The sequence below is a fragment of the Mucilaginibacter panaciglaebae genome (assembly GCF_039539265.1).
Taxonomy (GTDB): domain Bacteria; phylum Bacteroidota; class Bacteroidia; order Sphingobacteriales; family Sphingobacteriaceae; genus Mucilaginibacter; species Mucilaginibacter panaciglaebae.
In genome coordinates this window covers 71,815-85,926 of record NZ_BAABCV010000010.1, presented here as the reverse complement: position 1 = coordinate 85,926, position 14,112 = coordinate 71,815, and the positions used below count along the sequence as shown (strand labels likewise).

Here is a 14,112-nt window from a genome sequence, read left to right as displayed (position 1 = left end):
TAACAGATAAAAGTGTGTAACATCGCACAATATTTAGTAAGTTTTCCACACTGGTATATCCATTGTCCGAACAAATATTGTGGCAATGTTTTTTAAAGGCTACTTTTGCAGCTTATCTAAAAATTTAAACAAACAGGTTAGCTATTTAACTTGTTTAACGCTATATAATGTCAGTTTTCCAAACCGAGAGTAAAATCATCATCACCTGTAATAAAAGGTTATCGCCTTACCTTCAACAAGAAGTCGAGGAGTTAGGCTTTACGCCTGTCCGCATTTTTCAAACGGGGATAGAGCTGCAAGGCACCGTTACCGAAACCATCCCTCTTAATCTAAACCTACGTTGCGCCAGCCAGATATTATACCTGCTTAAAAGCTTTACGGCTGCCAATCCGCAGGAATTGTATGAGGAACTGGTACAGATCGAATGGGAAAATCTGATAGATTTCAGCGGTTACTTCTCGGTGACCTCCAACGTAAATAATGAGCATATTTTAACGCCACTATTTGCTAACGTAAAGGTTAAGGATGCTATTGTCGACCGTATTAAATCGGTAAAAGGCATCAGGCCCAACTCGGGTGCCGATGCTAATAAAGCCGTCGTGCATTTATACTGGCAGGACGACCGCGCGGAGATATTTTTAGACACTTCCGGCGAAACACTGGCCAAACACAGTTATCGTAAAATCCCCGGTAAGGCACCTATGCTCGAGGCATTGGCTACATCAACCATTATGGCTACCAATTGGGACCGCAACAGTACTTTCATTAACCCCATGTGCGGTTCCGGAACTCTGGCTATCGAGGCAGCTTTGCTGGCTACAGATAAACACCCCGGACTTTTCCGCATGAATTATGGTTTTATGCATATAATGGGTTATGATGAGCAGGTTTTTTTTGCCGAACGCCGCCTGTTAAAAGATAAAGCAAAGAAGGATATCGGCTTTAAGATCATCGCCACAGATATCTCCAAAGATGCTATTGAAGTATCGCAAAAAAACGCCCGCACGGCCGGTGTAGAACATTTAATAGAATTCAGCGTTTGTGACTTCGAAGAAACGCCGGTGCCTGAAGAACCCGGGGTGGTTATGTTTAACCCTGAGTACGGCGAGCGACTGGGTGTGCATACCAAGTTGGAAGCTACTTATAAGCGTGTAGGCGACTTCATGAAAAAGAAGTGCCTGGGTTATCGTGGTTACATTTTTACCGGTAGCCCTGATCTGGCTAAGAAAATAGGTCTGCGCGCCTCAAGACGCATTGAGTTTTACAATGGCAAGCTGGATTGTCGTTTGTTAGAATATGAATTGTATCAGGGCAGCAAGCGCGAGCCTAAAGAAGATATTTGATGAAGAAGATATTATTAGTTACTGCAATATTACTAACTGCTTTTTTTGCCCGGGCGCAGGAAACGCTGGCTTTTCCATTTCAGGGTGGCAAAGATGCCATGAACCGTTTTTTTAAAGATAGCGTGATGGTACCGCAAGCGTTAGTTAAAAGCAGGGCCGCGGGTACGGTAGTGTTTAAGTTTACTGCCGACGAAAACGGTACTATTAAAAAAATTATTATTTATTATGCAGATGATATTTCACTCACCCAACCCTTAATTGAAGCGCTGAAACGCTCAAACAAAAAATGGGTTATTCCAAATCATGAAAAAATGCATGATTTTATTATTCCGTTCAGCATAAATTTTACGCCGCCTGCCGTTGCAAACGCTGGGTTTACCAAGGCTGCTTATAGCTTTTATACGCACCGCAAACCCGTACTTTCTTACGATCAGATACCACTTGATATGGCAACTTTGCTGCCCGCTGTAAGCATAAATTATGATCTAAATCAATAAATTATTTTTTATTTAAAAAAATAAATCCAGACGCTTGAAATTTTCGTTGTTAGGGGTAACAACCCCTAAACACAACATGAGTGCTAAGTTAAATGCAAAAATTAAAGCCATTGCGGCAGTAGTCAGAAAAAAACGAGAAGAAAAAAATTATACTCAGGAATACCTGGCTTATAAACTAAACATTTCTCAGAATGCATACAGCAAAATTGAGCTGGGTTACACTAAAATAACTGTTGAAAGGCTGTTTCAGATTGCCGAGGTCCTGGAGATCAGTGCAGCCGACCTGTTAGACGCGGATTCAAAAGAACCCGGGCAGGAAGTTTTGCGTAGCAGTACCGTTTAAAGAGATTTCTATATTTGCAGCTCACATTTGCAATATGGATCATTCAACCATAATCAACAGTACTATACATTTTGTTAAAGACACGCTGAAAAATGCCGAGGGCGGGCATGACTGGTGGCACGTACACCGCGTTTGGACCAATGCTAAACTTATTGCACAGACCGAAAAGGTAAATCTGCTTACTGTAGAACTAGCTGCATTGCTGCATGATATCGCCGATAGCAAATTCAACAAGGGTGATGAAGAAATAGGTCCGGAAACTGCAGGCAAGTATCTGGCCGGTATTGGTATCGACCCTTTTACTATTCAACACGTACAAAATATTATCAGGTACATGTCTTTCAAAGCTGGTTTTGATGCGCCGGTATTTCACTCGCCCGAGCTGGCTGTAGTACAGGATGCCGACCGCCTGGATGCCATAGGTGCTATCGGCATTGCCCGCGCTTTCAACTATGGTGGTTTCAAAGGCCGGGAGTTATACAATCCCGAAGTTAAGCCCGACCCAAATCTGAGTAAAGACGCTTATAAAAATTCGACCGCACCAACCATTAACCATTTTTACGAAAAGCTGTTATTGCTCAAGGATAAAATGAATACCCAAACCGGTAGGCGTTTAGCTGCCCAGCGCCATCAATTCATGGAAAACTATCTGGAGCAATTTTATATAGAATGCAATTTGAAATAATATTTTTAGGCAAGTCTAAAAATATTATTAGATTTGCCTAATCATGATCCTTTTATGAAAAGAAATTTACTTTTTACAATTACATTATTTAGTGCCGTAAAACTTGCTTCGGCACAGGATAGCTTGAAAAACGAGCGTTTTAGTTTTCATTTTCAGCAAACTATAATTACGCAATACAAACCTGCATTTTCGGCTAAATACACCGGCGACAACAGTTTACAAACCGGTATGGAGACGCAAAGCTCGCTTACGTCAACGCTGTTTGGCGGCGCGCGTTTGTGGAAAGGTGCCGAAGCATATTTTAATCCGGAGATATCCGGCGGATCTGGTTTAAGCAAGACACTGGGTGTAGCCGGCTTCCCTAACGGCGAAACTTTCAGAGTAGGCAGTGCATCGCCGGCTATTTATATTGCCCGTTTATATTTAAAACAAAATTTTGAGTGGGGGACAGAAAAGGATACCATTCAGCCGGGTCTCAACCAATTGGGCGGCTTGTACAGCAAGCATTACTTTTCAATCACCGCCGGTAAATTTGGTATGGCCGATTTTTTTGACGGTAATGAATTTAGCCACGATGCGCGTACCCAATTTATGAATTGGGCGCTAATGGATAACGCCGCCTGGGATTACCCGGCCAATACACGCGGTTATGCCCTGGGTGCTGTTGCCGAATTAGGCATGCCCAACTGGACACTACGATTTGCTTATACACTTTCAACTGTTGAAGCCAATGGTTCAGTATGGGATCAAAAGGTTGGTAAGGCCAATACGCAAACCTTAGAGTTTGAGAAACGCTATACCATCAATGGTTTAAGAGGTGCTACCCGCATATTGGGTTTCATGAACAATGGTAAAATGGGTAAGTATGATCAGGCGTTGGCTTTGAGCCCGGTGGCTCCTGATGTTGACATAACGCAAGCTTATGGTAGGCGTAAATATGGTTTTGGCATTAGTGCCGATCAGTATTTGACCAATAATTTCGGTGTATTTGCTAAGATAAGTTATAATGATGGCCATACCCAAACCTGGTACTTTACAGAGATCGATCGCTCCCTGAGCTTTGGCGCTACACTGAACGGCTCAAGTTGGACCCGTAAAGATGATGAGTTGGGCCTGGCTTTCGTCGGCAATGGCGTATCGGCATCGCATCGTAATTATTTAGCTGCGGGAGGCTATGGTTTTATTATTGGCGATGGTAAGTTAAACTACGGTACCGAAATGATTGCCGAATTGTATTATAAACTCAACGCCTGGCAAAGTAAATTCTTCTTGTCGCCCGATTACCAGTTTATTGTAAATCCTGCCTATAACAAAGACCGCGGACCGGTAAATGTATTCTCGATCAGGGCACATATCGAATTTTAAGTAACAAAAGCAAGATAAAATACGATAACGTCTTTAAACATCGTTAATTCGCAATATGAAACGAACTTTCTTACTGCTTCTACCTCTATTAGTTTTATGCAACGTCGGGTTTGCACAAAAAAGTAACATCCTTAAAACCGATATTAAATTTCAATTAAAAAATCTTGGTATAAAAACCGGAGGCTCATTCAATGCCTTACAAGCTAATATTAATTTTAATCCTGATAAACTGGACAGCAGCAGTATTGAGGCATCGCTTGATGTTAGTTCTATTAACACCGACAATGATCTGCGCGACAGCCACCTGCGCAGCGACGAGTTTTTTGATGTGCAGAAATACCCTGCTATCACCATAAAATCTATATCGTTTAAACATAAAAGCGGCAATAATTATGTAGGTCAGTTTAATCTTACTATAAAAAGTCAAACTAAACAGTTCGAAATCCCTTTCATTTATACTACCGATGCTACGTCGGCAACCTTTAAGGGCGGCCTTAAGCTAAACCGCCTTGATTTTAATGTCGGGCCGAAGAGTTTGGTAATGGGTAATGAGGTGTCGGTAAGTATTGAGGTGCAGGTAGCCAGGTAACTCTCCGAGCTCATCATAATAAAGGCGAATAAGACAGGTCAAAATTGACTATACTGTTTCAAAGTGTTTCACTCTGTTCTCGCAATCGTCTTATTGACAGATCATTATGCCAATTTGGTGTTTCAGGTGTTTCACTTTTTTAAAGTGAAACACCTGCTTTGTTTTATGCCGATAATTAAATAAGTTTGTTAGGTAACTGACTTATTCACAACATGAACAGAAAGATATTTTACGCGTTGCTGTTATCAGCAGTAACGACACTGTCCGCATTTGCGCAAACTGATCAGCAAATGCTGGATAGGATCAAAGAAGAAGGCCTCAACAAATCTGAGGTTATGCAAACCGCCTTTTATTTAACCGATGTTTCGGGCCCCCGTCTGGCTAACTCGCCGGGGTTAAAACGGGCGCAGGACTGGGCGGTAAATCAGCTCAAAACCTGGGGCATGGTAAAGGCCACCCGCGAGCCCTGGGGCAAATTTGGCAAAGGCTGGGAAGTACAGAAAAACTATGCGGCTATCACAGCGCCTTATTATCATGCCATCGTCGCTATCCCCAAGGCCTGGACACCTGGCACCAACGGACCGGTAAAAGGCAATGTAGTATTGATAAAGGCCGACAGCGTATCAGACCTGGACAAATACAAAGGTACTTTAAAGGGGAAGATTGTAATGCTGGATGTTAAAGGCAATGTTGAAAATACTTTCAGGCCGGATGCTACCCGCTTAACAGATTCGGCTTTAACAGCAATGGCTAATGCTACACCTGCGCCTGCAAGGCAACAGCGCCGGGCAACAACCGGTGGGCGTGGTTCACTAGCCTCAATGCTGGCATTGCGTTCTGCCCTAAGTAAATTTTATGTGCAGGAAGGAGTTGCATTGGTGCTAAGCCAGGCACGCGGTACTGATGGTACGGTGTTCACAACCAATGGTGCATCCTATGCCGATACGGCGAAAACCGTAGCGCCCGAACTGGAAACCAGCGGCGAAGACTATCAAAGGATTTTACGCCTGGTTAAGGCCGGCATCAAGGTTGAAATGGAGGCTGATATCAAAACCCAGTTCCTGACCAATGACTTGCAAGGTTATGACGTAGTTGGCGAGATACCGGGAACAGATAGTAAACTTAAAGATCAACTGGTAATTATTGGTGGCCACCTCGACTCATGGCATGCCGCTACCGGCGCTACCGACAACGCGGCGGGCAGCGCGGTAATGCTGGAAACAATGCGCATTCTGAAACGTGTGGGCTTTAAGCCACGCCGTACCATACGCATTGTATTGTGGAGCTCTGAGGAACAAGGGTTGTGGGGTTCAAGATATTATGTACTTAACCATTTTGGCGACCCTAAAACCATGGTTTTAAAACCTGAGCAGGCAAAAGTATCGGCCTACTACAATTTGGATAACGGTACCGGCAAGATCCGTGGGGTATATCTGCAAGGCAACCAGGCAGCCGGACCGATCTTTCAGCAATGGTTAGCACCATTTAAAGATATGGGTGCAGGTACAATTACTATCAACAATACAGGTGGTACAGACCACTTGTCCTTTGATGCGGTTGGTATTCCGGGTTTTCAATTTATTCAGGATAATATGGATTACAGCACCCGTACACACCACAGCAATCAGGATACTTATGATAAGTTAAGTGAGGCTGATTTGAAACAAGCTGCCACCATAACTGCGTGGTTTGTTTATAACACCTCGCAGCGCGATGAAATGATGCCGAGGAAACCGTTACCGGAAGTCGCTAAGAATTGAAAATAAGGCCTCGCATTGCGGGCCTTTACTTTTTAACTGATCCACGCGCGAATGTGTATCAATTTGGATCATTTGGATCGGCATGGACAGTTAATTGATTGATTATTAATAGATTGTGGTTTTTGTTTTGCAAAAGTGGATCACTTTGGATCACTATTACTGACTTTTAAGTCTTCTTTTGGATCAGGCATTCTTATCAAAGCCTGTTAAAAAATTCGGTTTTGGGAGCTCCTCAAAAAGGTGATTTTTCTTAGTATGTTCATGCTGAACAAGTTCAGCATGAACGTTTAGGACAATATTACTCCAGCCCAATCTTTTGATGCTGATACGGTATCTCTACATCATGAAAGCCATGCGCTTTAAGCGTTTGGGCAAAATGTTGCTGCACATCGTACTCGCCGTGTACCAGGAAAATCTTTTTAACTTTATCAGGGTCCTGGCAGTTCAAAAAGTGTAATAAGTCCTCGTAATCGCCATGGGCGCTCATGGATTTTATGGAGCGTACGTTAGCCTTTACCTCATACTTATCGCCAAAAATATAAACCTCCCTATCGCCATGCACTAAATGCCCGCCTAAAGAGCCTGGTTCGCAGTAACCAACAATCAGGATAGTGGTTTTTGGGTTTTGGATGTTATTTTTAATATGATGCTTAACGCGACCGGCCTCTGCCATGCCCGATGACGATATGATCACGCAGGGGCGGGGATCATCATTCAGCGCAATGGACTCTTCGGTTGACTGAATAAAACGCAAACCTTTAAACGCAAACGGATCTTCATCTACCTTTAAAATCTTGCGCACCTCGTTATTATAAACCTCCGGATGATCTTTCAGTACCTGGGTCGCTTTGTCAGACAGCGGGCTGTCAACATAATAAGGAACATCCGGCAATATGCCTTTCAATTCAAGGCTGTTCAGCGCGTATAACAGTTCTTGCGTGCGCCCCACACTAAATGCCGGGATGATGACCTTACCCTTTTTAATCAGACAGGTTTCTTTGACTACTTCGAGCAGCGCATTTTCAATAGGTTCCAATTCTTTATGTAATGAATCGCCATAGGTCGACTCCAATATGATATAATCGGCCTGAGGAAAACGCTGTGGGCTTTTCAGCAACAAATCGCCATAGCGGCCGACATCGCCACTGAAGGTTAAATGCGTATGCTTGCCGTTTTCATTAACAGACAAGTGTACCGCGCAGCTACCCAGGATGTGGCCCGCATCTGTAAAATGAAATTTTACAGATGGAGTGATAGCATATTCTTCATGATATTCTACTATCTTGAAAAGGCGTAAAGCCTCCATGGCCTGTTCATCGGTATACAGTGGCTCTAAAAGGGGCAATCCTTTTCGTTCGCGGTGTTTATTGCTGTACTCTGCATCGCTCATCTGGATCTTGGCCGAGTCGAGCAGCAGGATGCGTGTCAGATCCATAGTAGCTGATGTGCAGAATATAGTGCCATTAAAACCTTCAGCTACCAGGCGTGGTATCAGTCCGCAGTGATCAATATGCGCATGCGACAGGATCATATAATCAAGTTTTTTGGGGTTGAAGCCAAAATGTCCGTTTAGTGTTTCGGTGTTTTCTCCTAATCCCTGAAACATCCCGCAATCTAACAGGATGCTGGTTCCGTCTTGCAAATGTATTAAGTGTTTACTGCCGGTTACGTTGCGTGCAGCACCATGAAAAGTTATATCCATTTATAATTAATAAGTATGAAGAGTAGCAACGAAGATGACGAAAAAATGTTCAATTAAAAATTAACTAAAAAATTAGTTGTAAATATCGTTTGTAACTAATAACTTCGTTTAAGATTATAATCAAACTCGTTCATTAAATATTAAGATCCATGGAAATTAAAGAATTAACCCGTGCCGAAGAGCAGTTAATGCAAATACTTTGGCAAATAGAAAAGGGCTTTGTAAAAGATGTCCTGGAGCATCTGCCCGAACCTAAACCGGCGTATAATACGGTATCAACCATTATACGCATTTTAGAAGCAAAGGGCTTTGTTGCTTACAAGGCTCACGGCAAAAGCCATGAGTATTACCCAATCATCAGCAAGGAGCAATATCAAAGTTTTGCTACAGATAAGCTGATGAGCGGATATTTTGATAATTCTGTAAAGCACATGTTCTCCTACTTTGTCAAGAAAGAGAAAATTGACCTTAAGGAAGCTGATGAGATCATGAAGCTTATTGAAAAACTTAAAAAACAATAATTATGACCTGGTGGCATTATTTGATACTGGTAAATTTTTACCTGGTATTGTTCTTTGGCTTTTATGCGCTGTTATTGCGTAAGGAAACGTTTTTTCAGCTTAACCGCATTTACCTGGTGTCGGCGGCATTGTTGTCGTTCTGCATACCACTTATACAGGCTGAATGGGTAAAGAACCTGTTTATTACGCAGCGCGTACAGCAGACGATATACGGCGGTACCCTTGAAGCAATTTATACAGTTAAGCCGGCGGCCGCTGTGCAGAGCACGCTTACGCTCGGCGAAATCATTAATGCCATCTATATAACCGTTACCTTGTTTTTAATATTAAGGCTGATGTGGCAATTGCTCATTTTGAAAAAAGCCATTGAACGCCCTTCGCCGTCAGCGGCGTATTCATTTTTTAAGAAGATAAGCCTGGGCGAAAATGTGTCTCACTCATCCGTTATTGCCGAGCACGAAGCCGTACACGCAGGACAGTGGCATTCGATAGATGTAATGATCATCGAGACTGTAATGATCATTAACTGGTTTAACCCGGTGGTTTACCTGTATCGCTTTGCCATAAAATATATCCACGAGTTTATTGCCGACCTCCAGGTAATTGAGCGGGGTACCGACAAGGTGGATTACGCCCTGTTGTTGCTAAGCCAGACTTTTAACACTGACACGCATAAACTGGTTACGCCTTTTTATAACCATAGCTTATTGAAGGAACGCATTAAAATGCTGCAAAAAAATAAATCGCACCGTATTATGTTAACCAAATACGGACTATCGGCACCCTTGTTTATTTTGATGATGATCTTGTCGTCGGCTACGGTGAAAAACAGCAGGGCCATTACCGTCCTTAATAAAAGAACAGAGAAAGCCTTGAAAATGCCAGCGGCTGATGTTGTAGATATTGTAACTGATAATGTCAATGTACCTGCTGGAAATAAAGCTAAACAGCCTGATCGAATAAACAAGACGGTGAACGGGACGTCAGCAAACATCAGTAAAACCGATACCATACCGGATAAGAAAGTCTTTTCTCAAGTGGAAAGTCAACCTGTTTTCCCCGGTGGTTTAGATGGATTTATGAAATTTTTAAGTAGTACCGTACATTATCCGCAAGCAGACAGGAACAATAAAGTCGAAGGTATGGTGATTGTAACTTTTATTGTTGAAAAAGACGGTTCCCTGTCTGAAATAACAGCTGTACGCGGGCCAAGTGAAACATTGAAGCAAGCCGCCGTCGATGCGCTTTTAAAATCGCCTAAGTGGAAACCGGGTTATCAAAATGGCCATGCGGTACGCGTATCGTATACTGTGCCTGTGAAATTTAATCTTTCTCAGGCCGAAGATAAAGTTTATACCCAGGTAGATAAACAACCCATGTTTCCCGGGGGCATGGACGCATTTTTGAAATTTCTCGGTAACACTATCAGGTATCCGAAAGAGGATCGTGAAAATGGCGTTTCGGGCAGGGTGATCTGTAACATGGTGGTTGAAAAAGATGGTTCGCTTTCAAATATCCATGCGCTGCGCGGCCCGTCAGAGACTATAAATGCGGAGGCTGTAAGAGCGCTGTCAATATCGCCTAAATGGGCTCCGGGCATTAGCAAGGACGGAAATCCGGTAAGGGTATCTTATACTGTGCCGATTAATTTTACACTCGATACTGAGGATGATGCAACACCACGTATCAAGCTTGACTCGCTGTTAAAGTCAAAACAAATAGGTAAAAATTCGCCGCTTTATATTGTTGATGGTGTGGAATATAAAACCGGCATGTCGTTATCAGATATTAAACAAGAGGATATTCAATCGATAGAGATATTAAAAGATCAAACGGCCACCAGGTTGTATGGCGACCGTGGTAAATATGGCGTTATAATAGTTACCACAAAGAAAAAGAAATAACCATCCAAACCCTTCATAATTGAAAGCCTGCGATTGTATAGTCGTGGGGTTTTTTGCTGATGCGGAAATAGCTAAGCTATTGAAAATGAATAAATAATAAATATAAATTTATATATTTATATAAACCAATAAATTAAACCATTATGAACTGGAAACTAATTTTTCAACTTTCGTGCTTTGGTCTGATTATGGCCTTTGCCACTGTATCGCTTATCCCTGAAAAGGTAGAACCTGTCTTTTGGGTGGTAATATTTGTATTTTGTGCGGTAGTGATAGCCAGGGCGGCGCCTGGTAAATATTTTTTGCACGGCTTTTTGGTAAGCCTGGTAAACTGTGTATGGATAACTGCGGTGCATATCTATTTTTACAATAGCTATGTTGCACATCATGCCGACATGGCCTCTATGTACACGGGTATACATCCGCGCCGGATGATGCTGTTATATGGCCCGCTATTTGGGGTATTATTTGGCCTGATTTTGGGTGTTTTTGCATATGTGGCGTCAAAATTGACTACTAAAAAGGCTGCCGGAGCCTGAAATATCATTTTTTTTAATTTAACAAATGATGTTAGGCATAAATTGTTAATTTTGCCCCTAAGACAAATATCAGATCAACGTAATACAACATAATTATAATGAAACCTTTCATTTCAAAATCAGCTTTCGGATTTATAAACTATGCACTTGCATTGCTGCTTATTGCATCGCCCTGGGCATTCGGCTTTTCACACATTAAAGGCGCTGCATTGCTGGTGCCCATTTATCTGGGATGGTTGCAATTGATCATGTCCCTGTTTAGCGACAATCCGCTTGGTTTTAGACAATTGAGGGTTTTCCCTGTGCAAATGCATAACTGTGTTGACTTATTGATGGGTTTTTTCCTGTTGACATTGCCTTGGGCTTATGCTTTTAGCGACCGCGTTTTCTGGCCACACTTACTGATGGGTTTGGCTTTATTAATTAAAGCTATCTTTACTCAAGAATCGCCATTCTTAACTCGTCCGCACCGCAGTTTGCCAGAAGCCGGTATCACATCAATTGATGCAAGCGAAGGCAGATTAAATCACTAAGATTTACCCACATCATAAAAAAGCAAGCGGGCCTGATTTTATCAGGCCCGCTTTTTTGTTACCGGTATTAATAAAAATTATATCAATTCATTGACATAAACAAAGTTTGGCATTAAATTTATGGTACTCTATTGAAAATGAATTGTTAAGGAGGCTTGTTAAACCTTAAACACATTTGGTAGTCAAAAAAAACAACAGATTAAGTTATGAGGATAGTGCGCGTTTACCTGGAGTATTACTTTGGCGGTTCGGCCAGGGTATCAGATTTAGTGTGCCAGGCCGGCATTTACTAAAAGCAAAGGGGTTTAATATCAATTGATATTAAACCCCTTTTATTTATACTGTTAATGTGATTATTCTATCACAGTTACTTTCAGCATATTGGTTTTGCCATGGTTAACAATCGGGATGGCGGCTGTGTTAATTACCACATCCCCTTCTTTGACCATTCCTTCGGCTTTAAGCAAGTTATTTACATCGGCAATGGTTTGATCCGTGCTTTCAACTTTATCGTAGTAGAAGGTCCGTACGCCCCAAACCACGCTTAGTGCATTTAACAGGTGTTTGTTTGAAGTGAATATGAAAGTATGCGCTTTAGGGCGGTAACTTGATATCTGATAAGCTGTATAGCCGGAGGTAGTCATTGATACGACACCTATTGCGTTTGTATGATCGGCCAGAGAAGCAGCAGATTCGCAAATGGCATCGCTTAAGTAGCTGGCATTATTTGCTTCAGGGTTAGCATCTTTTTGAGAATGGTACGGATAACCTAACTCCTCGACATTACGAACAATTTTTGCCATGGTTTCGATAACGATCAACGGGAATTCGCCTACTGATGTTTCACCGCTTAGCATTACCGCGTCGGCACCATCTAATACAGAGTTGGCCACGTCATTCACTTCGGCGCGGGTTGGACGAGGAGTGGTGATCATTGACTCCAGCATTTGCGTAGCAACAATTACCGGTTTTGATGCCGCCCGGCATTTACGGGCAATCATTTTTTGCAATAATGGAACTTCCTCTAAAGGTAATTCAACGCCCAGGTCACCACGGGCAACCATTACGCCATCAGTGGCGGCAATGATCTCGTCAATATTTTCAATAGCTTCAGGTTTTTCCACCTTAGCAATTACTTTGGCTGCTTTACCGCTGCGGGCAATTACTTGTTTTAGTTCAACAATGTCGCCGGCATTACGTACAAATGAAAGGCCTATCCAATCCAGGTCCCACTCTAAAGCGTATTGAAGGTTTGATAAATCCTCTTCGGTCAAACTTGGGATAGATACTTTGGTGTTTGGCAGGTTAACGCCTTTGCGCGATGTCAGGATACCGCCGTGAACAACCTCGCAAACTACAGTATCCAATTTATTGGTTTCCAAAACACGCATCTGGATCTTTCCATCATCTAACAAGATGATCTCATTGGCTTGTACGTCCTGCGGGAAAGCTTCATAAGTGATGTAGATCTGGTTGTCATCACCAATACACTCTTTGGTGGTAATATTAATATGTGTACCATTAATCAGGTGTATGCCACCATCTTTTACCAACCCAATACGGATTTTTGGTCCTTGTAAATCGGCCAATATGGCAACGTTGGTTTTGTGTTGCTCGTTGATCTCCCTGATCAGATCAACAAATTTTTTGTGATCTTCAGGTTTTCCATGCGAAAAATTAAGACGGCAAACGTTTACGCCGGCCTTAATCATCGCCAACAAGGTTTCTTTTTTGGAGCTTGCGGGCCCCATGGTGGCAACAATCTTGGTACGATTATAAGGTATGTTCATAGTTATTGGGTTCTCTGTTATTTGGCTGCGCGACATTTGCGCATGCGGTACTTTCAAATTTTGCGCTAAAATAAGAGATTTTCGCGTGATTTTATTTTTTTAGGATCAATCTTTACCGCCGCAACTATTTCGGATATCCTATTTAGCCCCGAAATAATGTTTTCCAGGTCTTTATCGTCAATATAATTTTTAATCATCAGGAAATAATCTGCCTTTTTCATTTCAGGTATCAGGTAGCCATCGGTGCCTTTGTTGCCAATAAAAAAGAAATCGGTTTCACTGGCCTCCCAATTATAGGTATAAAATGAGAAATATGAAGGGGCAGCGCCCGGATGAATGTCGACGGCAAGGTCTTCAGTCTTGACGAAATCGAAGTTTAAACACTTGTTAATTAAGTAACAAATACGGTAATCTTTTAGTGATGTTGTAACTGCAATAAGTACAAAATCAAGATCAATCTCAAACTTTAAAAATTTCTTGTTCAATTATCATTACATTTGCGCCCGGCAAAAATACAAATTGAAACCTTTTGCTTTTAAAA

The 14,112-nt window shown here is 42.1% G+C and carries 14 protein-coding genes; 11 read left to right on the top strand and 3 right to left on the bottom strand.

What is annotated here, in order from left to right; genetic code table 11:
• Positions 1-167: 167 nt before the first annotated feature.
• From ABD772_RS14295 to ABD772_RS14265, 7 genes are all read left to right on the top strand, one after another.
• On the top strand, positions 168-1,343 hold the full coding sequence (locus ABD772_RS14295) for a THUMP domain-containing class I SAM-dependent RNA methyltransferase (protein ID WP_345105802.1): 1,176 nt from the start codon (positions 168-170) through the stop codon (positions 1,341-1,343).
• A complete protein-coding gene (locus tag ABD772_RS14290; RefSeq protein ID WP_345105799.1) occupies positions 1,343-1,840 on the top strand; it encodes a hypothetical protein in 498 nt (165 codons plus the stop codon). The genes ABD772_RS14295 and ABD772_RS14290 overlap by 1 nt, the downstream gene beginning before the upstream one ends.
• Before the next feature lie 76 nt (positions 1,841-1,916).
• A complete protein-coding gene (locus tag ABD772_RS14285) occupies positions 1,917-2,183 on the top strand; it encodes a helix-turn-helix domain-containing protein (protein ID WP_345105797.1) in 267 nt (88 codons plus the stop codon).
• A gap of 34 nt (positions 2,184-2,217) precedes the next feature.
• Positions 2,218-2,868 carry an HD domain-containing protein gene (locus ABD772_RS14280; protein ID WP_345105794.1) on the top strand — a complete coding sequence of 217 codons (651 nt, stop codon included), beginning with the start codon at positions 2,218-2,220 and terminating at the stop codon, positions 2,866-2,868.
• 54 nt (positions 2,869-2,922) lie between these two features.
• Positions 2,923-4,233, top strand: a complete 1,311-nt coding sequence (locus ABD772_RS14275) for a carbohydrate porin (protein WP_345105791.1) — start codon at positions 2,923-2,925, stop codon at positions 4,231-4,233.
• A 55-nt stretch (positions 4,234-4,288) separates the two neighbouring features.
• The gene (locus ABD772_RS14270; protein ID WP_345105789.1) at positions 4,289-4,822 is read left to right on the top strand and encodes a YceI family protein; all 534 of its coding nucleotides are present in this window, start codon (positions 4,289-4,291) and stop codon (positions 4,820-4,822) included.
• A 212-nt stretch (positions 4,823-5,034) separates the two neighbouring features.
• Positions 5,035-6,582, top strand: coding sequence for a M28 family metallopeptidase (locus ABD772_RS14265; protein WP_345105786.1), 1,548 nt, complete (start codon positions 5,035-5,037; stop codon positions 6,580-6,582).
• Between the two features lie 298 nt (positions 6,583-6,880).
• Here the strand turns inward: ABD772_RS14265 and ABD772_RS14260 are convergent, their stop codons facing one another.
• A complete protein-coding gene (locus ABD772_RS14260; RefSeq protein WP_345105784.1) occupies positions 6,881-8,284 on the bottom strand; it encodes an MBL fold metallo-hydrolase RNA specificity domain-containing protein in 1,404 nt (467 codons plus the stop codon).
• Between the two features lie 149 nt (positions 8,285-8,433).
• Here ABD772_RS14260 and ABD772_RS14255 point away from each other — a divergent pair, with 149 nt between their 5' ends.
• The 4 genes from ABD772_RS14255 to ABD772_RS14240 all read left to right on the top strand — a co-directional run bounded on the left by ABD772_RS14255 (position 8,434) and on the right by ABD772_RS14240 (position 11,781).
• Positions 8,434-8,805: a BlaI/MecI/CopY family transcriptional regulator gene (locus tag ABD772_RS14255; RefSeq protein ID WP_345105781.1), complete on the top strand. Its 372-nt coding sequence runs from the start codon at positions 8,434-8,436 to the stop codon at positions 8,803-8,805.
• Positions 8,806-8,807: 2 nt separating this feature from the next.
• Positions 8,808-10,709 carry a TonB family protein gene (locus ABD772_RS14250; protein ID WP_345105778.1) on the top strand — a complete coding sequence of 634 codons (1,902 nt, stop codon included), beginning with the start codon at positions 8,808-8,810 and terminating at the stop codon, positions 10,707-10,709.
• Between the two features lie 143 nt (positions 10,710-10,852).
• Positions 10,853-11,248: a hypothetical protein gene (locus tag ABD772_RS14245; protein ID WP_345105776.1), complete on the top strand. Its 396-nt coding sequence runs from the start codon at positions 10,853-10,855 to the stop codon at positions 11,246-11,248.
• Positions 11,249-11,346: 98 nt separating this feature from the next.
• Positions 11,347-11,781 (top strand): SPW repeat domain-containing protein, encoded by a 435-nt coding sequence (locus ABD772_RS14240; protein ID WP_345105773.1) that lies wholly within the window; start codon positions 11,347-11,349, stop codon positions 11,779-11,781.
• Positions 11,782-12,134: 353 nt separating this feature from the next.
• Here ABD772_RS14240 and pyk read toward each other — a convergent pair whose 3' ends face one another.
• Positions 12,135-13,571: a pyruvate kinase gene (gene pyk / locus ABD772_RS14235; RefSeq protein WP_345105770.1), complete on the bottom strand. Its 1,437-nt coding sequence runs from the start codon at positions 13,569-13,571 to the stop codon at positions 12,135-12,137.
• A gap of 65 nt (positions 13,572-13,636) precedes the next feature.
• Positions 13,637-14,056, bottom strand: a complete 420-nt coding sequence (locus tag ABD772_RS14230; RefSeq protein WP_345105767.1) for an IPExxxVDY family protein — start codon at positions 14,054-14,056, stop codon at positions 13,637-13,639.
• Between the last annotated feature and the right edge of the window lie 56 nt (positions 14,057-14,112).

Bases quoted from the DNA above. Each gene is read 5' to 3' on its own strand.
- ABD772_RS14295 (WP_345105802.1), top strand. From the start codon at position 168: ATGTCAGTTTTCCAAACCGAGAGTAAAATCATCATCACCTGTAATAAA.
- ABD772_RS14290 (WP_345105799.1), top strand. From the start codon at position 1,343: ATGAAGAAGATATTATTAGTTACTGCAATATTACTAACTGCTTTTTTT.
- ABD772_RS14285 (WP_345105797.1), top strand. From the start codon at position 1,917: ATGAGTGCTAAGTTAAATGCAAAAATTAAAGCCATTGCGGCAGTAGTC.
- ABD772_RS14280 (WP_345105794.1), top strand. From the start codon at position 2,218: ATGGATCATTCAACCATAATCAACAGTACTATACATTTTGTTAAAGAC.
- ABD772_RS14275 (WP_345105791.1), top strand. From the start codon at position 2,923: ATGAAAAGAAATTTACTTTTTACAATTACATTATTTAGTGCCGTAAAA.
- ABD772_RS14270 (WP_345105789.1), top strand. From the start codon at position 4,289: ATGAAACGAACTTTCTTACTGCTTCTACCTCTATTAGTTTTATGCAAC.
- ABD772_RS14265 (WP_345105786.1), top strand. From the start codon at position 5,035: ATGAACAGAAAGATATTTTACGCGTTGCTGTTATCAGCAGTAACGACA.
- ABD772_RS14260 (WP_345105784.1), bottom strand. From the start codon at position 8,284: ATGGATATAACTTTTCATGGTGCTGCACGCAACGTAACCGGCAGTAAA.
- ABD772_RS14255 (WP_345105781.1), top strand. From the start codon at position 8,434: ATGGAAATTAAAGAATTAACCCGTGCCGAAGAGCAGTTAATGCAAATA.
- ABD772_RS14250 (WP_345105778.1), top strand. From the start codon at position 8,808: ATGACCTGGTGGCATTATTTGATACTGGTAAATTTTTACCTGGTATTG.
- ABD772_RS14245 (WP_345105776.1), top strand. From the start codon at position 10,853: ATGAACTGGAAACTAATTTTTCAACTTTCGTGCTTTGGTCTGATTATG.
- ABD772_RS14240 (WP_345105773.1), top strand. From the start codon at position 11,347: ATGAAACCTTTCATTTCAAAATCAGCTTTCGGATTTATAAACTATGCA.
- pyk (WP_345105770.1), bottom strand. From the start codon at position 13,571: ATGAACATACCTTATAATCGTACCAAGATTGTTGCCACCATGGGGCCC.